The sequence below is a fragment of the Hymenobacter bucti genome (assembly GCF_042681145.1).
Lineage (GTDB): Bacteria > Bacteroidota > Bacteroidia > Cytophagales > Hymenobacteraceae > Hymenobacter > Hymenobacter bucti.
In genome coordinates this window covers 674,861-696,510 of sequence record NZ_JBHUFD010000018.1, presented here as the reverse complement: position 1 = coordinate 696,510, position 21,650 = coordinate 674,861, and the positions used below count along the sequence as shown (strand labels likewise).

At 61.5% G+C, this 21,650-nt stretch carries 13 protein-coding genes; 6 read left to right on the top strand and 7 right to left on the bottom strand.

From position 1 onward, the window contains the following. Window positions 1-270 precede the first annotated feature (270 nt). Window positions 271-1,794, bottom strand: a complete 1,524-nt coding sequence (locus ACFSDX_RS22075) for a TROVE domain-containing protein (RefSeq protein WP_382317552.1) — start codon at window positions 1,792-1,794, stop codon at window positions 271-273. Between the two features lie 671 nt (window positions 1,795-2,465). On the opposite strand from ACFSDX_RS22075, the gene ACFSDX_RS22070 reads away from it, so the two are divergent. Then, window positions 2,466-3,473, top strand: a complete 1,008-nt coding sequence (locus tag ACFSDX_RS22070; RefSeq protein WP_382317550.1) for a J domain-containing protein — start codon at window positions 2,466-2,468, stop codon at window positions 3,471-3,473. 28 nt (window positions 3,474-3,501) lie between these two features. Here ACFSDX_RS22070 and ACFSDX_RS22065 read toward each other — a convergent pair whose 3' ends face one another. From ACFSDX_RS22065 to ACFSDX_RS22050, 4 genes are all read right to left on the bottom strand, one after another. Then, complete coding sequence (locus ACFSDX_RS22065) at window positions 3,502-4,209, bottom strand: exonuclease family protein (RefSeq protein ID WP_382317548.1); 708 nt, start codon at window positions 4,207-4,209, stop codon at window positions 3,502-3,504. Window positions 4,210-4,369: 160 nt separating this feature from the next. Continuing rightward, window positions 4,370-5,749, bottom strand: a complete 1,380-nt coding sequence (locus tag ACFSDX_RS22060; protein ID WP_382317546.1) for a DUF4270 family protein — start codon at window positions 5,747-5,749, stop codon at window positions 4,370-4,372. Beyond that, complete coding sequence (locus ACFSDX_RS22055; RefSeq protein WP_382317544.1) at window positions 5,733-6,824, bottom strand: Kelch repeat-containing protein; 1,092 nt, start codon at window positions 6,822-6,824, stop codon at window positions 5,733-5,735. The genes ACFSDX_RS22060 and ACFSDX_RS22055 overlap by 17 nt, the downstream gene beginning before the upstream one ends. Window positions 6,825-7,061: 237 nt before the next feature. Continuing rightward, on the bottom strand, window positions 7,062-8,276 hold the full coding sequence (locus ACFSDX_RS22050; protein ID WP_382317543.1) for an ABC transporter permease: 1,215 nt from the start codon (window positions 8,274-8,276) through the stop codon (window positions 7,062-7,064). A 162-nt stretch (window positions 8,277-8,438) separates the two neighbouring features. Here ACFSDX_RS22050 and ACFSDX_RS22045 point away from each other — a divergent pair, with 162 nt between their 5' ends. The 3 genes from ACFSDX_RS22045 to ACFSDX_RS22035 all read left to right on the top strand — a co-directional run bounded on the left by ACFSDX_RS22045 (window position 8,439) and on the right by ACFSDX_RS22035 (window position 11,340). Further along, on the top strand, window positions 8,439-9,590 hold the full coding sequence (locus ACFSDX_RS22045; RefSeq protein WP_382317541.1) for an exo-beta-N-acetylmuramidase NamZ family protein: 1,152 nt from the start codon (window positions 8,439-8,441) through the stop codon (window positions 9,588-9,590). Window positions 9,591-9,775: 185 nt separating this feature from the next. Continuing rightward, entirely contained in the window at window positions 9,776-10,714 is a 939-nt protein-coding gene (gene fmt / locus ACFSDX_RS22040) for a methionyl-tRNA formyltransferase (protein WP_382317539.1), read from the top strand. A 128-nt stretch (window positions 10,715-10,842) separates the two neighbouring features. Beyond that, window positions 10,843-11,340, top strand: a complete 498-nt coding sequence (locus ACFSDX_RS22035; RefSeq protein WP_382317537.1) for a dihydrofolate reductase — start codon at window positions 10,843-10,845, stop codon at window positions 11,338-11,340. A gap of 102 nt (window positions 11,341-11,442) precedes the next feature. On the opposite strand, the gene porU2 is transcribed toward ACFSDX_RS22035, so the two are convergent. Continuing rightward, window positions 11,443-16,698 carry a putative type IX secretion system sortase PorU2 gene (porU2, locus tag ACFSDX_RS22030; RefSeq protein ID WP_382317535.1) on the bottom strand — a complete coding sequence of 1,752 codons (5,256 nt, stop codon included), beginning with the start codon at window positions 16,696-16,698 and terminating at the stop codon, window positions 11,443-11,445. A gap of 98 nt (window positions 16,699-16,796) precedes the next feature. Further along, window positions 16,797-17,927: a putative type IX sorting system protein PorV2 gene (locus tag ACFSDX_RS22025; protein WP_382317533.1), complete on the bottom strand. Its 1,131-nt coding sequence runs from the start codon at window positions 17,925-17,927 to the stop codon at window positions 16,797-16,799. A gap of 456 nt (window positions 17,928-18,383) precedes the next feature. Here ACFSDX_RS22025 and ACFSDX_RS22020 point away from each other — a divergent pair, with 456 nt between their 5' ends. After that, window positions 18,384-18,719 carry a PadR family transcriptional regulator gene (locus tag ACFSDX_RS22020; protein ID WP_382317532.1) on the top strand — a complete coding sequence of 112 codons (336 nt, stop codon included), beginning with the start codon at window positions 18,384-18,386 and terminating at the stop codon, window positions 18,717-18,719. A gap of 136 nt (window positions 18,720-18,855) precedes the next feature. Further along, a complete protein-coding gene (locus tag ACFSDX_RS22015; RefSeq protein ID WP_382317530.1) occupies window positions 18,856-21,543 on the top strand; it encodes a GIN domain-containing protein in 2,688 nt (895 codons plus the stop codon). Window positions 21,544-21,650 lie beyond the last annotated feature (107 nt).

Here is a 21,650-nt window from a genome sequence, read left to right as displayed (position 1 = left end):
ACACTAGGTATGGAACGGGCCGCCGGGGCATCGAGGCCCCAGCAGTAGTCCGTTCCGGCCAGCGGCTGCCATTAAGGGGTCAGCCGTTTGCCTAGGTGGTGCAGCATAAGTATGTGCGTTTAGAATGAGTTGCAATTATGTTGCCAAACACGTCTTAGTGAGGGGGTTTACAGCTAAAAATCTATTTCATTATTTATAAAATCGCAATTAGCCATTGGATAATCAGGGTGGCCGGGGGTTTCGCTTGATTGCCCGGCCGGGCCGCTTGGGTTACAGCTCTATTTTTTGGATTTCGGTGAGGGCGTCGCCGCCGTTGTCGAGGGCCGCCAGCACGTCAAATACTTTGTCGGACCAGCCGGCGATGAGGGCCACGCCGTGCTCGGCGCGCACATCGAGTGGGGTGGGGCCGAGGCCGGCCAGGTCGAAAAGGTACAGGCGAGCCTGCGGGGCCACGTTGGCGCGGTAGGCCGCCCATTCCTGGGCTAGGTCCACCCCGCGGTCGCTCCACAGCTGGCAGTCGGTGAAAATCATGACTTTATCAACTACCTCGCGGCGCTGACGCAAGTCCTGAATCACGAGGTAGCCATTGGTGGAGTAGCCTACCTCACCCTCGCGGCGGTACAGCTCCTGCACGTTGCGCAGCACCTGGCCCTGGGGCAGGGCCACGCGCTTCCAGGTAGCCCCGAACATGCCGGTGACCACGTGCTGGCAGCGGTTTTGCAGCAACATACCCAGCACCAGGCCTACGTCGTAGAGCAGCACTTTGCTACGCGGTGAAATGGGTTGTTGCATCGAGCCCGACACGTCGCAGGCTACCACCACGCGGGTGGTGCCGTCGAAGCCGCGTAGGTTGGCCACGCTGGCCGAGATGGCCGCTTCGAGCGCTGCCAGCACCGGGGCCGCCGCGCCGTTGTTTAGGGCCAGCACCTCGCGGTAGGCGGCCAAAAAGCGGAAGGGCAATTGCTTGGCGCGGGCCACCTGAGCCGGGTCGGCTAGGGTAGCGCAGGCGTAGGCTAGTACGTCGGCGCTCACGTTGGCTTCCAGCAAATTGCGCAGGTTGCGCAGCAAGGCCATGTAACCTAGGCGGCCGCTAGTCACGAGGGTTTCCCAGGTGCGGGCTACGGCAGCCTGGCGCTCGGCGGGCGAGGCGTAGGTCACTTGACCGGCAGCCGACAACTCGGTTTCCCAGGTGTAGGGCGTGGGCAGGGTACCGGCCACCAACTGGTCGAATACGGCTTGCTGGCTCGCATCGCGCGGCTTGGGGTGAATGAGGAACAGGGCATCGCGCAGGCGCACGGCTCCGTCGCGGTTGTACTTAGCCAGCTGGTAAGCATCAAACTTGTTGAAGGCCAGCGCCAAGCCGTGCTGCATTTGCTTGGAGAGGCGACCTAGAGTTTTGGTACCCGTGCGGCCGTTGGCCTGGGCATAGAAGGCCAGCAATTCCGGGATTTCGTCGGCCCGCTGCACCACCCGCGCCACCAAGCGGCTCACCAGGTTGTCGCCGCGGTGGATGCGGGCCAGCTCCACGGCCAGCACCAGCGGCACCGAGCGCAGGTAGAGCTGCTCGCGGGCATACACCGCCAAGCGAGCTACGAACTGCGGCTCATTTTTCGCCACCAGCTCGCGCAAGCGGACCAGGCGGGCGTCGGCCTTTTCGTAGAACTGGTCGCTGAGGGCGGCCGTGGCTACGGTAGCATACAGTTCTAGGGCCGGAGTGAGCACGTAGGCCGGTGCGCCTTCGTGGTTGCGAACGGGGGGAGGCGGCGCTTTGCGAAAGTTGAAATTGAAGCGCATGACAAGTGGAAGTAAAGGTGATGAATAGGCAAAAAATTAATTCCGCAGATAATTAATTTTGAATTGCAAAGGCAATACTTTTCTAGTGAATAAAAACGTATTTTTATTCATTTAGTAATTACACAAAAAAGCCCAGCTTGTAATGGCCGGGCTTTTTCGATGCGCGATACTACTGGTAATTACCAGTATTTAATTCGCAAGAAAAAAGCATGGCCGTGCCGCTTACCCCAACCGCTAGTGGGCTGGCTCTGGAGCTGCTGCAACGGGTAATTGGGGCGGATAAAGGGCATCGAGGGAAAAGGCTAAGCGGTTGACGAACCGGCTAAACACAAAAAAACCCGAGCTTATGGGCTCGGGCAGTGGCAGTTCTAACCTAGGGCTAGAGGCAGGCACATGTACCGAGCAGGGGCAGCCGTTCTGGCTGCATCTTATCCGAATTCCGGCGGCTGAGTGTGAAGTGATACATGGCGGTGGTGTTTTAGTGTGACAAAGGTAGGCGAATATTTTTTATAACTACAACTAATTTATAAATTATTTTTTAATAGTTATTTATTTAAATGAATTAGCTGGCATTTGCACTTCCTTACTATACCCTTAGCAATTTTGGCAGCTTATACTATCGATTATAAAAAAGGTTAACCCCGTCCTTCTTAGTAAGTACTTTTGTAGTAATGGCTGATGCTTCCTTTCCCCTACGCCGCCCGCTACCCGAGCGCCAGCCGGCCGATGAGCCAGCCACTAGCCCAGCCCAACAGGCGTTTCGCCAGGCTATTCGGGCGGTGGAAACACTGCGCGAGCAACTGCACGCGCTGCGCACTGCGCAGGCGGCTACCCGCCAGGCCTACTGGCGGCAGGTAGGGCCGCTGGCGGCCGATACCGTGGCCGCTCGCCGCACGCTTTACCAACCGCTGGAGGCCGCTTTGCTCGGTGGCTACCTCAGCCGCGCCGAGGAGCAGCAGGTAACGGAGCTGCTGCTGCACAATGCGCAGAGCCTGCAAGAGCGGTTTGGGGAAGACGAATCGGCTATTGTGGCGCGCTACGCGCCAGCATCTGGCCCAGCGGAGTTTGCGCCGCCCGCTGCCCGCCCGCCCGCCGAGCCTGAAGCACCCCTGCACGAGCAAGCGGCCGCCACGGCCCGCGAGCGGCGCCAGCAACGCGCCCAGGCCGCCCGCGAAGCCAAGGCCCGCGCTGCTGATACGGAGGGCCAGGCCTTACTACAAAATACGAAGGCCGCCTACCGGCAGCTGGCCCGCCTACACCACCCCGACCGCGCTGCCCAGGCCGACGCGGCCACCCAGCAAACCCAAACGGAACTAATGCAGCGCATTACGGCAGCTTACGCAGCCGGCGACCTAGCGGCGCTCCTCGCCCTGCTAGCCGAGGCACCCGTCACCACCCCGCCCACCGCCGAAACCGAGGCGCTGCTTCGGCAATACACGCAGGCCCTGGCACGGCAGCAGGCCCAATTAAGCCAGCAACTGGCCGCCGCCCAGCGCCCCGAGGCCGATGCACCCTGGAGTGGCACGGAGAAGCAACAACGCACCCGCCTACGCGAAATCAAGCGCAGCCTGCGAGCCGAAACCGAATACCTAGGCTACCTCGTGCCGCAGCTAAGCGAGCCAGCGACGCTAAGAGGCCTACTCCGCGAACTGGCCAGCTTAGGGCAACGAACGCTGTAACGGGGGCTACCCGCCCACGCGCCTGCTGCTACAGCCCTAGGGCCGTGACGGCAGCTTGCACGGCGGCGGCGCGGTAGGCGGGCGCCGTAGCTGGGGCTTGCAGCAGCTTCAGTAGGTGTATGTACTTGCGGCGGCCTTCGGCCAGCATTTCGGCGGGTACTTCAAGCGGGAATACGCCGAAGGGCTCGACCTTTTGCACGCCCACCAGCAAAAAGCGCTCGGCGTGCAGGGCATCGAGGTAAAAGGCTGCCTGGCGGTCGTAGTCGTAGTGGCTGCACTGCAGCCGGAAGTGGTCGGCGTCGCGGGCCAGGGTTGTTTTAAAATCGACTACCGTGTAGGGCTCGCCGGGCTGGTCGAGCACGAGGTCTGCGCGCAGCTTGCTGAGCGTGCCGGTGGTAGGCTCCGTAAAGAGGGCGCTGCGCTCGGTGAGGCCGTGGGTGAGCAGCCGATTAAGCTCCGTATTGAGCTTCACGCCCTCCACCAGCCACCAGATAAGCGTATCGTTAAGGCCAGGCTGGCCGGCTTGGTAGTCATCGGGCTCAAGCAGCGCCGTGTGAAAGGCCGTGCCAAAGCTCAGCGCGCCCGAGCCCGAGTCGGTGCGCGGGGGGCGCCCATCGAGGGCATCGCGCAGGCGCGACAAATCGGAATTGGCAATGGCGGGCAGGGCCCGGTAGTCGTCGTAGGATACGCGCAGCAGGTCGGGGCGGTGGGCGGGGGTAGGGAGCAAATCAGACACGATAGCTTAACAAGAAAAGCCCGCCGAAAGTACCGCCTACTAATGGCTTTAGGCAGATTTTTTTGCCGCCGCGGCCTATTGGCCTGAGCTTAAACGCAAAACTGCCCCGGGCAAAGCGCCTGGGGCAGTTGGTAGCGACCTACGAACAGCTTAGCTAACCTCAATTATTACTAATGAGATATAGTCGCAGCCGCAGCCGGTTATTGTTCCGGTTAGGGCCGCCAAGCACCACGCGCTCCGGTGAGGCTGGCGCAGTCGTGTTGAGCAAAAGGCCATTGTTAGTTATCTGGCCGCTTATAACGCCTTGGCAGTACGAGAGGACCGACCACTCATAGCCGGCTTGGCTTATGCCGGCCAAATTGGCCACCGCCGCATTGTAATCGATGGTGTTAGCTCCACTCAACACATTAGCTGACTGTATCAAATTAACCGGATGATTAGCTTGGTCAGTGGTATACAGATTGAGTACAGCTGGCGGCGGTAGCAACGAGCTAGTAAGCCTTACGTTATCAGGAACTTGTGCCGTCATCACGGCACTCGTAATGATGATATTTTGCCCTAGGCTACGTAGATTAACCAGATAGGGAATCTCAATCTTGGTTTGGAGACCCAGCAGTCCCTGAATGTACGTTTGCTGCGTGGTGAGGGCAGAATTAATTTGCTGCAACGAGGTAGTCAGAGTACTCAGGCCCGCGATGGCCGAGCGGTCGGCCTCCGCTTGGTAGAAATGCCGGCCCGTGCTCAGGCTAAATGAGTAACTGAGCACCGTGCTGGCATCGGCTGGGTTGTGATAGTAGAGAATAAGCGCTGACTCGGTGTTATTGGCCGCAAATTGCACGAGCGCGGCCTCATCAGCCGCCCCCGGCAACAGGGCCAGGCCTGGGTAGCGGGCATCCAACTGCTCCTGAGTATCCAACAACCGTGCTTTGCCAGCATTCAGCATTTCCTGCCCTAGGGCACTGGAAAGGCGCAAACGCAAGGTGGTCAGTCTACGAGTGGCACGCCGAACAATGACCTGGGCCGGGTCATTGACTGAAGCGGGCTGCACTCGGCTACTCATCGGCGTCAGCTTGGGAGAGGCGTAGCCATACTGCGTTGTGGGTACGAAGGAGTTTAGGCGATGCACATCAACCAGCGTCTGCGTCTTGGTCGTGTCGCCGTAGCGGTAGGTGTTGGGCTTCAGCACGAGCACCAGCGAGTCGTACACCAGTGCCTGATCGGGGGCAAAGGTGCCCGACAAGGCAAAGGTTACGTAGCTTTTAGCCGTGATGGTACCCAGCTGCGCGTCGCGGTAGCGCCCCACCAACAGCAGGTTCGACGACGACGTAATGATGGAATCGCGCAGGACGGTGGAGGCGCGAATAGTGAGCGTATCTACCAAGTAGGCGCCGGTATTGGCGTCGGCGCTGGGCAGGCCGACGCCAATATTGCCGGGCGTGCTGGAGCAAGCCGCTGCTACCAGCAGCAGGCTCAGCCCCAGCAGTAGCCGTTGCCACCCAGCAGCCCACGCTGCCGTAGCTAGCTTAGTCTTGCGAAGCATCGGGGGCAAATTTCCAGAAATCGTCGAAGTATGAGCTGCCGGTATTGCCTAGCCCAACGTACCCAAAATTGCCAATGCTAAACGATACGGCAGTAGAACGACCTTGGCCCAGGAAGGGGTTTTTCAACGTCCAGGTATCAGCTATCGGGTCGTACACGTAGCACGTGAGCAAGTTGCTGCCGTTGTTGCCTACCGTTACGTAGCCGTAGCTACCCACCGCAAAGGCCACGGCCTGGGTGCGGGCCACGCCGCTGTAGTCGTAGGTATTGGTCGAGGTGCTGATGTTAGCCAGGCTGCGCTTCTGCGACCAGGTACCGGCCGTAGCATCATAGGCCCAGAACTGGGTGTTCACCGTGTTGTTGTTCGTGCCAAAACCCATGTACAGGGTATTGCCGATGGTGAAGGTGGAGGCGTTCACGCGCTTGTTACCGGTAAAACCAGTGCTGGTCCAGGTATCGAGCGTGGGGTCGTACTTGTACATGTCGTTTTCCCAGTTGCCACCGAAGCCGCAGCCCATGTAGCCAAAGTTGCCCACGCTGCCCGCTACCGCGCCCCGGCGGCCGGTGCCCGTGGTAGTGAGCGGAAAGTCGCTCTTTCTGGTCCAAACACCCACGGTAGCCGTGGTGCCCGTGCCGGTGGTACCAGCGGGGTCAAACTGCCACATGTCGCTGAGGTAGTTGCCTTTATCATCGTAACCGGTGCCTACGTAGCCCTTGCCACCAGCGGCAAAAGCGGCGGCCAGGTAGCGCACGCCGGCGGCGGCGGGCATGGGCGTTACGCGCGTCCAGCTGCCCTGGGTACCTTTCGAAGGGTCAAACGCGTAGAAGTCATTGAGGCGCGGGGTAGTGTTGCCATTGCTCCCATCGAGGCCCGTGCCTACGTAGGCGACGTTGTTGATTACAAAGCTTACTGCTCCGGTGCGGGTTACGCCGGGGAAGGTGCTGAACGAGGTGGCCCCCACCCAGTTGCCGGTCACCGTGGTAGTTTCATCCTTTTTGCAGCTGCTCAGCCCTAGGCCGGTGAATAGTAGCGCCAGGGTCAGGAAACGGCCTGCCCGCAACGAGAAGTTTTTCATGTAAAAAGAGAAATGGATTGCGCTTAAGAGTAAGCCAGCTGGCAAAGTGGTTGCGTGAGCTGTAGTTAAAATGTAAAGTTTGTGCTGACCTAAAGCCCTGCAAGGTACGGCGCAACCCGCTTTTGCCCCAATTTCTATCGGCTAACGCGGGCATTTTACCGAGCAACAAGCCCAACCAGGGGGCCAACCAGCGCCGGAGCTGACCCAACGCCCACCGAGCGTTTTTCTTGCTCCCGGCTAGTCAAATCGAATAGCCACCATGGGCTTGATGCGGGCAATGAGGTAGGTAGGAATGAGCACGGCCAGGCCCGAAGCGCCCAACGTAGCCACGTTAAGCAGTATCATCATGGTGGGGTCCCAGGCAATGGGCACGCGATTCATATAATAGTTATCGGGGTCGAGCGGAATGAGGTGGAAGTAGTACTGCGCCGCGCAAAAGCCCAGCGCCACGGCGTTGCCAATTAGCAGGCCGCGCAGCGTGATAGACACGCCCCGGAAAAAAAACATTTCTCGAATCTGGTTGTCGCTTGCCCCTAGGGCCTTCAAAATCCCTATCATCTTGGTGCGCTCCAAAATCATGATGAAGATGGTGGCCACCATGTTAAAGGTAGCCACGAAGATGATGAGCACCAAGAAGATGATAACGTTGCGGTTCAGCAGCTGCAGCCAGTCGAAGAGCTGGGCGTACTGGTCGGTCACCTTCTCCACGCGCACATCATAAGGCAGCTGCTCCATAAACTGGTCGAAGGTGGGGTCGAGCTGCTTGAAGTCGCGCAGGCGCACCTCCAGCCCGCCCACCAGCGAGTCGGGCCAGGCGTTAAGCTCCTGCACTTGGCGCAGGTCGCCGAGCACGTACACCTCGTCAAACTCGTCGAGGCCCGTTTGGTATATGCCCGAAACCCGGAACTTGCGCACCCTAGGCGGCTGCTGAATGAAGTAAAACAGCGCCTCACTACCCACTTTCAGCCGCAGCTTATCGGCCACCTTGCGCGACACCACAATGTCGGGGCTGGCGGCCGAGTCAGCGAAGGTGATAAACTTACCGGCCACCATATTCTGGCGCATCGAGTTGGGGCCGTGCTTTTCGTTGATGCCCTTGAGCACCACGCCGAGCACCTCGTCGGTGGTTTTGATGATGGCCGTTTTGCGGGCGAAGGGCTGCACCGACGCTACCTGGCGGTAGGCACCTAGGCGCTGGCGCAGGTCGGGCTCGGAGAGCGGGGCCACTTCGAGCGAGTTGGTATTGTCGTAGCGCGAAAGCTGAATGTGGGCGCCAAACGAGAATATCTTGCCCTGAATCTGCTCGCGAAAGCCTTGCAGGATGGAGAACGAAACCAGCATCACGGCAATGCCCAGGGCAATGCTCACCGTGGCAATGCGGGTGACGGAATGGGTGAAGGAGCCGACGTCGGCCCCGTCCATTTTACTTGATATGTAACGGGCAATGTTCACTAGCGGGCGTAAAGCTACGGCCGGGCTGGCGTTGGGCGGCGGCCGGGCGGCCAGCCGGTGTATTTTTGGGCCATGATAGCGCGCATTTTAGCTGGGATTGGGATATTTATAGGGTGCGGGGCTTGCCCCCGCCCACACGCCGGGGCCGCGTCAGGCGCAGCTTTGCTAACGCCAAGCGATACCACGCTGGCGCCGGGCGAGGGCCTACCCCGCACCCGGCTGGGTGCCGAGCAGTTGCCGGCCTACCTGCCGCTGCTGCAAGGCAAGCGCGTGGGCCTGGTCGTGAACCAAACCTCGCTGGTGGGGCGCACGCACCTGGTCGATACGCTCAAAAGCCGGGGCGTGCACCTAACGGCCATCTTCGCCCCCGAGCACGGCTTTCGGGGCGAGGCGGCCGACGGGGCCACCATCACCGACGGGCGCGACGGGCGCAGCGGCGTGCTGGTGCGCTCGCTCTACGGCAAAACCAAGAAGCCTACGCCCGAAATGCTGGCCGACGTAGATGTGCTGGTGTTCGATATTCAGGACGTGGGCACGCGCTTCTACACCTTTATCAGCACGCTGCACTATATAATGGAAGCCGCCGCCGAGCAGGGCAAAATCGTGGTGGTGCTCGACCGCCCCAACCCCAACGGCGCGGTGGTCGATGGCCCGGTGCTCGAAGCTAAGCACCGCTCGTTTGTGGGGCTCGACCCGCTGCCCATCTGCCACGGCCTCACGGTGGCCGAGCTAGCCAAGATGCTGAACAGCGAAAAGTGGCTGGCCGGCGGCCGCCAGTGCGCGCTGAAAGTGGTGCCCATGACGGGCGGCTACACCCACGCCCAGCCCTACGCCCTGCCCGTGCGCCCCTCGCCCAACCTGCCCACCGCGCGGGCCGTAGCGCTGTACCCCAGCATCTGCCTCTTCGAAGGCACCAATGTGAGCGTGGGCCGCGGCACCGACCGGCCGTTTGAGGTCGTAGGCGGGCCCACGCAGCCCGCTAGCCGGCCCTACCAGTTCACGCCCCGCCCCAACGCAGGCTCCCCTACCCCACCCCTCAACGGCCAGCTCTGCTACGGCCTCGACCTGCACCAGCCCGCCGCCGGCGAGCCGGCCGAGTTTTTCACGCTGAAGTACCTGCTCGATTTCTACCAGCAGAGCACCGACAAGGAGCACTTTTTCACCAAGTACTTCGAGCAGCTGACCGGCACCGACTCGTTGCGGGCGCAGGTCATCGCGGGCCGCTCGGAGGCCAGCATCCGGGCGAGCTGGCAGCCGGCCCTAGGTCGCTATAAGGTGCTACGCAAGAAGTATCTGCTGTATCCGGAGCGGTAGAGGGTCAAGTACTGGAAGCCTTTTTTACCACCGGTTAGCCCTAGGGTGCATCTCCTAATATGGGTCAAACTATGAGTTGCTAATCGGCCCTAGGTAACTGCACACTGGGCTGGTTGGAAGTAGACAAGTTAATTTCACGCCGCGCTCGGGCGGCCTAGGTGGCTGCTGGGCGCTTCTTGCTCCCTATGCCTACTCCGCTTCGCCTCATTTTCATGGGCACGCCCGATTTTGCCGTGCCCACCCTCGAAACCCTGCTGGCGCTGCCCGAGGCGCAGGTGGTGGCCGTGGTCACGGGGCCCGACCGGCCCGCCGGGCGCGGGCGGCAGTTGCAAGCCTCGGCCGTGAAGCAGGCGGCCCTCGCCCACGGCCTGCCGGTGCTGCAACCTACCAATCTAAAAGACCCTGCTTTTCAGCAGGAATTAAAGAGCTGCGCGGCCGACTTGCAGGTGGTGGTGGCCTTCCGGATGCTGCCCGAGGCGGTGTGGAACATGCCCCGCCTGGGCTCGGTCAACATCCACGGCTCGCTGCTGCCGCAGTACCGCGGCGCGGCCCCCATCAACTGGGCCCTGATGCACGGCGACCAGGAAACGGGCGTCACGAGCTTCTTCCTGCGCCACGAAATTGATACCGGCGACCTCATTTTGCAGGACAAGCTGGCCATCACCCCCGACGATGATTTTGGGTCGGTCTATGATAAGCTCAAAGTCCTAGGTGCCCGGCTGGCAGCCCGCACGGTGGCGGCCATTGCGGCGGGCACGGCGCCCAGCACGCCCCAGCCCACCGCGCCCGATGGCCTGCGCCCGGCCCCCAAGCTAACCAAGGAAACCGGCCGGCTTAACTTTGAGCGCCCAGCCGCTGAGCTGGTCAACCAGGTGCGCGGCCTCAGCCCGGCGCCTGCCGCCTATACTGCCCTGCCCGATGGCCGCGGGCTGAAGGTATTCCGGGCCCAGGCCCTACCCATGGAGGCGGCCACGGCGCCCGGCACCTGGGCCACCGATGGCCGCCAGCACCTGCGCGTGGCTACCAGCGCCGGCTGGCTCGACCTGCTGGAAGTGCAGCTGGAAGGCAAGAAGCGGATGAGCATAGGCGAGTTTTTGCGCGGCACCAAGGTGGAAGTGCAGTAGCTTGGACTCTGCGAGTCCGAGCGCGCGCGCAGCGCGCACCTTGCGTTCGGACTATCCTAACTGTAAATACGCGCTGCGCGTGCGCTCGGACTCGCATAGTCCAAGCTACATTTTTCTCCTCATTCTCCATGGTTTCTCTTATCGTAGCGGCGGCCGAAAACGGCGTTATCGGCCGCCAGGGCCAGCTGCCGTGGCAGCTACCCGCTGACCTCAAGCACTTCAAAGAACTCACCCTAGGGCACCCCGTAGTGATGGGACGGCGCACGTTCGACAGCATCGGGCGGGCACTGCCGGGCCGTACTAATATCGTGCTTACGGGCCACCCTGGCTGGGCGGCGCCCGCGGGCGTGCTGGTGGCCCACTCGCTGCCCGAGGCCCTGGCGCTGGCCGCCACCCAGCCGGGCGGCGATGAAGTATGCGTCATCGGCGGGGGCGAAATCTACCGCCAGGCGCTGCCCGGCGCGGCCGTAGTGCACCTCACCGAAGTGCACACCACCGTGCCCGATGGCGACACTTTTTTCCCGACCCTCTCGCCCTCCGAGTGGCGCGAGGAAATCCGCCAGCGCCACCCCGCCGACGACCGCCACGCCGTGGCTTACAGCTTCGTGACGCTGAGACGCAGGTAATGAGTAATGGGGGTAATTGGCGTAATGGGTAATAAAAAAGCTCGTCTAAACACATTAGACGAGCTTTTTTATTACCTATTACGCTAATTACCCCATTACCCATTAACGCAGCAGCACGAGCTTGCCCCAATCTTTCTTGAAAGCTTGGTCGCCGGCGGTGGAGCGCTGGGTGAACTTGCCGCTCGGGTCGTTGAGCGAGACGCGGTAGAGGTAGGTGCCGTTGGCGAGGTGGTCGCCGTACTGGTCGGTGCCGTCCCAGGCGTAGTCGGTGATGTTGTTGCCGATGTGCAGCGGCCCAAGCTCACTCATGAAAATCTCACGCACCACCTTACCGGTGAGCGTCATAATCTGAATTTTCATGTCGCGCGGCAGCTCCTGACCCGTAACGGTGAATACGAAGCGGGCTTTGCTCGTAACAGGGTTAGGGTACGGAAAGACGTTGGTAATGGTCGATTCCGTCACCACCTCAAACTTGATTTGGTAGGTTTGGGTACCGGCAGAGTTGCTGGCCCGGTCGCGGCCCTGCACTTGCAGCGTGTAAATGCCTTTGGCGAGCGGCGTGCCTTTGCCGGGCTGGTAGTCGAGGCGGGCCACAGTACCAGCCTGCGAGGTCGAGTCGGTCGTGAACTGGATTTCCGGGTTGCCGGTGGTGTTCACCAGCGTGGCCGTGGCCTGGCCGGGCTTCTGGAGCAGCACCGTGAAGGCCGAGGCGTCCTTGATATGCCGCAGCTTGTCCTCATCCTTAAGCTGAATGCTAATGACCGGCGTCGGCGATACGAGGTCGCCGCTGAGCAGGTGCCGGCCGTCCACGGCTACGTCGAGGGTCGGCGGCACGTTCGTATCGCCGACGGTGTAGGGCGCGAGCGTGAGCGTGTTGTTGAAGAAGTACAGCTCGGGCTGGCGGTTGGTCACCGGGTTCACCGTCACCACCGGCGTCAGGGTGCCGAAGATGCCTACCACATCGAGGCTGACTTGCACCGTCATGCTTTCACCGGCTTTCAGCGTGCTAGGTGCCGTGAAGGTGGCCGATTTCACCGAAACGCCGCTGGCATTCAGCAGGTCGATGCGCGTAACGAGCGGCGCCCCAAAGTCGATGCCGCCGATATTCTGGAACACCACCGGAAACTTGATGGTGCCGTTGTTAGCCGCCTGCGCAGCCAAGGTAGCCGGGTCGTAATTGGAGCTGGCCACCAGGTCGCGCCGCACGGTGCCCTCGGGCAAGCCCCGGTAGGCCACCAGCCACTGCCGCAGCTGCGGTGGCACCCGGTTCACCGAGTCGCGCAACGTTACTTCGAGCTGCAGGTAGGGGTACTTGGCGGCCGGTACCGAGGCCAGGCTGTAGGACTTGGTTTTCACGTCGGGCGCCAACTCGGTGGTCACGTTGGCCGCGTCCACGCCCAGCACGCGCAGGGTGTAGGCCGAGGTTGCAGTTTCGCGCTTGATAACGTTGAAGAGCGCCTGCCACTCCGTGGCCGGGCCGATGCGGGTGCTCAGCACCGTGCCGGCCTGGCCGGGGGCACTCACCGTTTCCACGAAACTCACCAGCTGGCTGTAGCTCGCCTGGCCTAGGGTGCGGTCGGGGCCTTGCTCGCGCACCAGCGTGCCGCCGGCGGCGAATTTCTTGGCCAGCAGCGCCCAGGGCTCACCATTGCGCAGCTGCCCGCTGGCGGCTAGCTGGCTACCCAGCAGCCTGGTAAGCGCCGTGCGCACGGCCGCCGGGAAGGCCGCGTAGCGCAGGCGGTTCATGCTAATAAGGGCCACGTAGGCACCCTCAGGCACGTTGGTGAGGAACGTCACCAGCTGCTGCTGGCGGGCCGCGCTGTTGTTCAGGTTGTCGAGGGTATCGCTGCTGGTACTGCCGAAGTGGTAGAACAACTGGTCGCCCAGACCGCAGGTAGTGTAGGGCCCGCCGGGCACCGCTACGCGCTTGAGCGTGCGGCCATCCAGGGCCACGAGCAGCAGGTTGGGCGAGTCGGTACCGCAATCGCCTAGGTAAGGCGGCACCGTCGCATTGGTCCGAATGCCGTAGCCATTGCCGATATTGAAGGTGCTGCCGGCCCCCACGCCCCCGCCCCCCACGGTGAGGAGGGTGATGGCCTGCTGCTGGTCAGCAAAATTCCAGCGGCCCGCCGGGGCCGCTACCGCCACGGTTTGCAGCTGGTCGCGCTGAAACTGCGCGTGGTGGCTCTGCGACCAGCCGCCCGCCACCGCGCCCGCAATCACGCGGAACGACGACTGCTGCCAGCTGGCATCTTCGCCCGCCGCGGCTTGGTTGAAGCGCACGCGCCAGTACCACACCACCGAGTCGGGCCGCGCGCCCACCAGGGCCGGCGGCTGCCAGCTCACCACGGCCGGGCCCGACAGATTAATCGCCTGCCGGAGCGCGCCGCTATTAAAGGTAGCCACCGTGTCAACTTGGAAGTCGTAGCCACGCGCGGCGGCGGCCGCGTCGTTGTTCTGGGCCACCAGCAAGGGCCGGTTGGTGCTCACGATGGCAAATTCGGTGGGCGTGACCAGCGTGATACCACCCTTCAGGAAGGAGTAGGTGATGGTTGCCGTGTTGTTAGTTTCATCGAGCTCCGCCACTTTGTTGGCGTAGTCCAGCTCTACCTTAAAGGTGTTGTCGCCATATACATCACCGACGTTGCTGAGGGCAAAAGTGTAGGTGGTATCGCGCGCCCAGGCCTGCCGAAAGGTTTGGGTCAGCACCTCGGCTGTCCGGCCGCCACCGGGTCGATACGTCCGCGTTACCCTGATTTCAACGGGGTCCGTAGTGATGCGGGCTGGGTTGCTCACGCCGACCTTTAATACGAAGGGAGTAGTGGGCGTAATAACTGAGACCCCGGCCGCCGGCGCCAGCGATAGGGTGGCGTTGCTGGCGATGAAATCAGGCTTAGCGGGCGCGTACAGGCGCAGCGCTGGGTCGCCCTGCCAGGTCGTGCTTAGGAGTTGCTCCTGGCCAACGGCCGATTGGTAGGCGGACCGGCCTTGCATCTGGCGCACCATCTCGTTGTATACCTGCGCCACGGGCTGGCCAAACCAGGTGGGGTTGTTGAACAGCAGCTCGTAAAGCTTATCCTGCACGGGGTCGATGAGGTAGGCGTACGACTCGCAGGCTTGGGACAGCATCCCAATCGAACCCTTCTGCGGGGCCAGCAACCAGCTAACGCCAAAAATGTGCGTATTGAAAGCGAAGTCGCCCGCGATGCAGCCGTTGTACATCATAACGGGGTAGCGCCCCACGTTTTGGTAGCCGTTGGAAGCATCGTCGATGTTGCCAATGTCCAGGTTAAAGTAGTCGAGCGCCCCGTGGCCAAAGTAGGTAATGGCGGCTAACCCGGTGTTGAGCTCCGTCGAAATATTGAGCGGTACTATAAACTGATTGGTCGTATTTTTCTGATAGGTAGTAACCTTGCCCCCTAGCAAGGGGCGCGGCACCCGGCGGGCATAGCCGTCGAGGTAACCCCTGAACTCCTTAAACTCGTCGTCAGTGGCGCCCCCGGCCAGGTGCAGTACATTTTTGCGCCAGAGCTGGGGGTCGGCGGCGTTGTAGGTCAGCAGCCTTTCTTCGTGCTGCTTCAGCTTGGCCAAGTAGTTGGCTGCCTCCTGCGGCGTGGTGGCGGGCACGCGGCCAGTGGGCATGCGGGCCGCAAAATTATTGTTGGGCCAGTCGCTGGACAGGAAGTTGTCCGAGGTCGAGGCCGTCGAAGTCGGCACCAGGTCTAGGCCCTGCTCGCCCAAAATGCGGCTGGTGTTAGCGGCCACAATACCGCCCCCATTCAGCACGTAAGTCTGGCCAGGCTGCGTACCCGGCCCTAGGCCCTTGCCTAGCAGCAACAGGTATTTGACTTGCGTGGCCGGTGACGAGCCCACTAACCAGAGGGCAAAATGGCGCAGCGCCATCACTGAGCGCTCGCCGTAGTGAAACTGGTCGTAGAGCTGCGGCGCGGTGACCATCAAGGTATCGTAGCGGCCCCCGGCCACCGAGGCGCGGTAGTCGGCATAGGCCCGGGCAACATTGGGCACGTCGCCAGCCGCTCGCATCAGCTGGGGGTGGGTAATGATGACAAAGTTGGGCTTAGCTGGGTCGAACGTTCTAAAAGTGACGCGCGCCGCGGCCGCCGGCACCAGCCACGCGTTGGCATCGGCCAGCAGCAGGCGATGCGTGCTTTGCGCCGAGGCGTTTGGAAATACGAAGCGACGCGCCGTGCTACCCATCGTTTGGGCGGCCACCGGCGCAACGCGCTGCACATTCCAAGGGTCCTGGATGTCGTAGCCCACTACCGTGGCGGGCACATTGTCTAGCTCGTAAGTGGCGGCCCCAGTCAGCAGCGAGTCGTTCTGAAACCACAACTGGCGCCGGTCGCTCAGCCACACGCTCTGCTGCGGCGCCGTTACCCGCAGGTAGGCATAGCGCCACACATCGTAGGGCGAGCCCGTACGCTGGCCAAGAGCTGTGCAGCGCACTTCTACCATGCCATTATTGACTTCGCTGGACTGGATAGCATACCCCCCGCGCACAGGATTATAATTTTGAAATCTGAGCACGCCCAGCTCACGCGGCGCTCCGCCCGGCGGCACTACGCGCACGCTGGCGGTGTGCAGGCCGGCGGTGCCGCCGTTGTTGCTAGGTACGCTCCCTCCCACCAGGCACACTTCGGCCCGGATGGCCGGCGCCCCCGCCTGCGTGGCTATTGCCCGCAGCAGGCTATCGGTTCGCACCGAGTAGTCGCCCGTCGTGCCAGAGAAAAAGCCTTCGCTACTCTCCAGCCACGGCATGTGGGCGGTGCCTTCGGTAGGTCCTTGCACGTAGCCGTTTACGACCAGCTTCAACGACGTTTGGAGGCGCCAGGCGTGGGGCGTGCCCCCGGCCGCGGTGGGCTGTTCCACGCGTTTGCCGGCGCGGCTGCCCCAGGTGATGAAGTAGGCGGCCGTATCGGTATAAAAGCTGTAGTATTGGTGCGCCTGGTCGGCCGCGTTCTTGTAAAATTCGCGGTCGAGCTTGCCGTCGTTGCGCTGGCCGTAAAACTCTAGGTAGCTCGTGGCATCGAGCGCCGTGGCGTTGCCGCCCTGGTAGAGCGCCACTTCCTTGCCCCGCCGCCACAGCTGGAATTGCGTGGGGGCCACGCCCGCGGCGTTGAGGCTGCGCAAGTAGTTGTAGTCGAGGCGATAGATACCATCGCGCCACACTTTTAGCTTGTAGTAGGGCTGGCCCGCCACTATCCATTCGTTGCCGTAGGCGCCCGACTGCGCGTGCGCGCCCACGCTCAGCAGCAGGGCCAGCAGCACGAGCAGGGTTTTGCTCAGGCTTTGCCGTGCGGTAGTAGGGTGCCAACCAGCGGTGTACTGTTGTGTCATCGCTTATTAGATTAGATATGCCGGCCTGCGCCAGCGGTATAGAAATAGGTAGCTGTAGCTAAAGAGTTGGCCGATTTTCCGGCCTAGGTGCCCACTGGTTAGTTGGTGCTGCGCAGGCCGCCGGCGCGGCTCCCAAAGCCGTAGCCTAGGCTCACAATTAAAGAGTTGACGCTGGCCGACTGGTCGAGCGCCAGCCGCGACAGCGCTAAATCGACGCGCAGGCCGCTAAACGCCACGCCAGCCCCTAGACTATACTGACCTTTCCACTGCTGCTGCTGGTCAAAATTTCTGATTTTCTGGTAGTTGCCGACCCCGCCTCGCAAGAAAACCAGGCTGCGGTAGCCCACTTCGACGCCCACGCGCGGGTCCACGCTCACGGGCTTGGCCGAGATGAGCGTATTGCGCTGTCCATCGGTGGTAGCCTCCAGGTCGGTGGCCACCAGCGCCGTAAACTGGGCCGGCAGCTTAAACTGATACCCGATGCCTATTATTAACCTAGGCAGCGTCAACTCAGTCGAGTTGGTCGGAATAACTTCGTTAGGAGTAGTAGTAGCCTTAAACTTCTCGGCGTCGATGCTCCAGGCGTTGAAAGTTGTTGTGATGTCGCGGGCCGTCAGGCCCAGGCGCCACCCCTTATGGTTGTACTGCACGCCGGCATCGATGCCAAAGCCGTAGGCATTGGCGTATGAGCCAATATTGCGGTATATCAGCTTCGCATTGGCCCCAACGCTTAGGCCCTCCGGGCCCAGCTTGCGAGCGTAGGATAACAGCAGTGCATAGTCCGCCACCGAGAAGTAGGTGATTCTATCGTACTGAATCTGGCCATATTCATTGACGAGCGCCCGGGTGTCGGCGATGTTGTCGACGCCCGAGCGCAGCAGCGTGGCCCCTACCACGCTCTTGTCATCGAGCGGCATGGCAAAGGCGGCGTAGTCGTTTTTCACCACCCCCGAAAAGAGCTCGGAGTGCATCAGGGCGCCGTCGTAGCGGGCTTGCAGGTTGGTGAGGGCGGCGGGGTTCCAGTAGCCGGCCGTGGCATCGGTGGCCAGGCTTGCTTGCACTTTACCCATACCTAGGGAGCGCGCGCCGGCACCCAGGTTCAAAAATTCATTGCTGTACTTGGGCGTGCTGGTTTGGGCGTGCGCGCCCAGGGTGGCCGCCAGCCCCAAGCTCAAGCTTAGGCTCCACTTCACGCGCCAAGACCGACTAGCGAGGATAAATTTTAGCATAGCAGATATAAAGACGAAGAAAAATTGTCACGCCAACGCAAGTTACTGCCGGATAGCGCCTGTACCTGCTTTCACTATGGCGGAGCGCCGGGCTGCGCCGCGCACAAGCCACTAGTTATCCGCGCACTAGCTCACCGGCCCGCCCCCAGCGGGCAAGCAGAGCAGTAGCGTACCAGTATTTTATTGGCTTTTTCTGATTATGGGGCTAGCTAGCATTGGCTTTGAGCCGCCAGATAGCATACCTGGAAGCATTGGCTGAGGCTTCAAAATGTTAATTATCAAATTTTTATTTCTGGTTATTCGCGCAAGCAGCCGCTAGTAGTTGCCGACTTGGGAAATATTCTTTTTGCGGGGCGCGCAAAATGAAACAAAATATTTTTCTGCAAGTATTATGCAATACAAAGTACCTGCATTACTTTTGTACCGTTCCTCACCTACTACTAGCCCATACCGCCCATGAAACTAGAGAACACCCAGGTGCAGATGCGCAAAGGCATCCTCGAATTCTGCATCTTGGAGATTATCGGCCGCGGGGAGGCCTACGCCAGCGACATGCTGGAGGAGCTCACCCAAGCCCGCATGATAGTGGTGGAGGGCACGCTCTACCCGCTGCTCACGCGCCTCAAGAATGCCGCCCTGCTCGACTATGTCTGGAAGGAATCGACCTCCGGCCCGCCCCGCAAATACTACACGCTCACCGAGGCCGGCCGCCAGTTTTTGGAGGAGCTGCGCCAGACCTGGGAAGACATGGCCCTTTCGGTGGGCATCATTCGCCAGCCTCGCGCTTCTTAATGGGTAATAGGTAATTTGAGTAATGGGTAATGACTTAATCATCAGCACCCTTACTTCCTTTCAGCCAAATTACTCTCATTGCCCATTGCCCATTACCCATTAAAAACGCCGCGCTTCGCCGCCTGCGGCCTTTCTCATGAAAAAGAACATCAGTATCAACTTGCAGGGTATCATCTTCCACATCGAGGATGATGGCTACGAAGTGCTTAGCCGCTACCTCCACGAGGTAAAGGCGCACTTTGCCAGCTACCAGGGCCACGAGGAGATAGTGGCCGACATTGAGGGCCGCATCGCCGAGCTGTTTTCGGCGCGCCTCTCGGCCGTTAAACAAGTCATCACCCTCACCGACGTGGAGGAGATGACCGCCAAAATGGGCCGCGTCAGCGACTTCAACACCTCGCCCGACGACGATGATGAACCCGCCTACGCCGAGCCCACGGCCACCAGCCAGTCGGCCGGGTTTGGCCGTGGCTACACGGGCGGCGCCACGCCGCCCTTCGGCACGACGGGCACGGCCGATGGCCAGCCCCGCCGCCTCTACCGCGACCTGGCCCACCGCAAAATAGCGGGCGTGTGCGCTGGCCTGGCCCAGTACTTCGCGGTGAATCCGCTGGTGGTGCGACTGATTTTTCTGGCTTTAGTGCTGCTGCCCAACGTTTTTGGTGTCTACGACCACTTTCCCGGCACGGGCATGTTTCGCCACCGCTTCGATTTTGGCGGCTTGGCCCTTATTGCCTACATCGTGCTCTGGATAGCCCTGCCCAAGCGTGACGATGCCCCCGCCCCCATCGACACCCTCGATTTTGGCGGCTCATTGACTGGCCGCAAGCTGTTCCGCGATGTCGACAGCGGTAAGGTCGGCGGTGTATCGGCCGGCCTGGCCGCCTACTTCCGCACCGATGTGGTGCTGGTACGCGTGCTGTTCCTCATTAGCTTGTTCCTGGGTGGCTCGGGCTTCATCATTTACCTCATTCTGTGGGTAGTGGTGCCCGAGGCCCGCACGGTATCGGAAAAAATGCAGATGCGCGGCGATGCCGTCACGCTCTCGGGCATTGATAACAACTTGCGCAGCAACGCGTTTGACGGCGATACCACCACGCCAGTCGGCAGCCGCTCGGTAGGCACTTTTTTGGAGGGCGCGGCGCGCAGCGCCCGGCCCGCCGCTAGCTTTCTAGGTACAATTATTCGCTGGCTGGTGGGCGGACTGCTGATTTTTTGGGGCGGCTCCGGGCTGTTTGGCGTGCTCATGATGCTGGGCGCCGCCCTGAGCATTATTCCCTTCACGGCCGTGGAGCACACCAGCAATGGCTTTATGTTCGATGACAGCTTTGGGGCGCTGGTGCGCAACCTACCGCCCTGGGGCGCCATCGCGGGCGCCTTACTGCTGGGTATTCCGGCCCTAGGGCTGATACTGCTGGGCCTGCGGCTGATTTTGCGCCGTTCGGTATTGGGCCGCACCACCGGGTCGGTGCTGCTGGGCCTGTGGCTGCTGGGAATAGTGGGCTCGGTGGCCGCTGGCTTGCAGGTTGCCCGCGACTTTCAGGCCAAAGGCACTTACAACACGACCATGCGCCTCACTAACATGGCGGGCCGGGGCATTGTGCTCGACTCGCGCAATGTGGAGGATGATTTTGAGTGGGTGAAGCTGCGCGTGGCTCCGGCCGACAGCGGCAAGGCGCCCTATGTGGAGCAAGAATTTCGGGCCAATGGCCGCACCGAGGAGGCCGCCCGCCTCACGGCCCAGCAAACGGTAGTGTACAGCATCGACCAGCGCGACTCGACCATCACCTTCGACCAGGGCTTTCGCCTCAAAGACAGCGCCCCCTTTCGCAACCAAAAGCTAAGCCTGACCTTGTACCTGCCCCTAGGTAAGGTGTACCGCCTCACGCCCCGCTTTATCGAGCACCTCGACGACGACGACTTCACCAGCGGCCGCCGCCCCGATACCGACGGCGACCGCTCGTACCGCGCCCGCTTCACCCGCGAGGGCAAGTTCGCCTGCCTCGACTGCCCGGTATCGGATGGCGATGATGACAATGACGACAGCGACAATGATGAGGTAGTGGACGTGGACGTAGACGGCGCCAAAACCCAGGTGCGCGTGAACACCGATGGCGACGAGCCCACGGTAAGCATTAGCACCAGCTCGCCCAACTTCAACACCGACCCCGGCCACTACGGCACCGGCCGCAAGACCATTAGCAGCGGCAGCGAGTTTAGTGAAATTGAGGTAGGCGGCGCCTTTCGGGTGCTGGTGCGCCAGGGCGACGGCTACAAAGCCGAGGCCGCGGGCCGCGCCAGCGACCTCGACGAGGTGCGCTTTGAAGTGCGCGGCGACCGGCTGGTGGTGCGCAACCGGGGCGGCAACGGGCTGTTTTCGGCCTTTGGCAAAAATCGCAACCCGATACTTATAACCGTGACGCTGCCCCGCTTGCGCCGCCTCGAACTGAGCGCCGCTGCCCAGGCCGACGTGAGCGGCTTCCGCGACGAAGACCTGACCTTTAATGCCTCCAGCGCCGCCTCGGCCCGCCTCGATGTCAACGTGCCCCGCCTCGAAATAGACCTCAGCAGCGCCGCCCACGCCGAGCTCAAGGGCACGGCCAATGAGCTGTCAGTCGACGGCTCCAGCGCCAGCTCGCTCGAAGCCCTGGGCCTGCGCGCCACCAAAGCTGCCATCGACCTGAGCAGCGGCTCCGAAGCCAAAGTGCACGCCACCGACGAGCTGAAAGTAGACCTCAGCAGCGGCAGCCAAGTAAAATACGCCGGCCGCCCCGCCCGCATCGACAAAGACCTCAACAGCGGCAGCTCGCTGGAAGCCCTGTAGGGTGCTATAGGTAATGGGGTAATTGGCGTAATGGGTAATAAAAAAGCTCGTCTAATGTGTTTAGACGAGCTTTTTTATTACCCATTACGCCAATTACCCCCATTACT

Bases quoted from the DNA above. Each gene is read 5' to 3' on its own strand.
- ACFSDX_RS22075 (WP_382317552.1), bottom strand. From the start codon at position 1,794: ATGCGCTTCAATTTCAACTTTCGCAAAGCGCCGCCTCCCCCCGTTCGC.
- ACFSDX_RS22070 (WP_382317550.1), top strand. From the start codon at position 2,466: ATGGCTGATGCTTCCTTTCCCCTACGCCGCCCGCTACCCGAGCGCCAG.
- ACFSDX_RS22060 (WP_382317546.1), bottom strand. From the start codon at position 5,749: ATGCTTCGCAAGACTAAGCTAGCTACGGCAGCGTGGGCTGCTGGGTGG.
- ACFSDX_RS22055 (WP_382317544.1), bottom strand. From the start codon at position 6,824: ATGAAAAACTTCTCGTTGCGGGCAGGCCGTTTCCTGACCCTGGCGCTA.
- fmt (WP_382317539.1), top strand. From the start codon at position 9,776: ATGCCTACTCCGCTTCGCCTCATTTTCATGGGCACGCCCGATTTTGCC.
- ACFSDX_RS22035 (WP_382317537.1), top strand. From the start codon at position 10,843: ATGGTTTCTCTTATCGTAGCGGCGGCCGAAAACGGCGTTATCGGCCGC.
- porU2 (WP_382317535.1), bottom strand. From the start codon at position 16,698: ATGACACAACAGTACACCGCTGGTTGGCACCCTACTACCGCACGGCAA.
- ACFSDX_RS22025 (WP_382317533.1), bottom strand. From the start codon at position 17,927: ATGCTAAAATTTATCCTCGCTAGTCGGTCTTGGCGCGTGAAGTGGAGC.
- ACFSDX_RS22020 (WP_382317532.1), top strand. From the start codon at position 18,384: ATGAAACTAGAGAACACCCAGGTGCAGATGCGCAAAGGCATCCTCGAA.
- ACFSDX_RS22015 (WP_382317530.1), top strand. From the start codon at position 18,856: ATGAAAAAGAACATCAGTATCAACTTGCAGGGTATCATCTTCCACATC.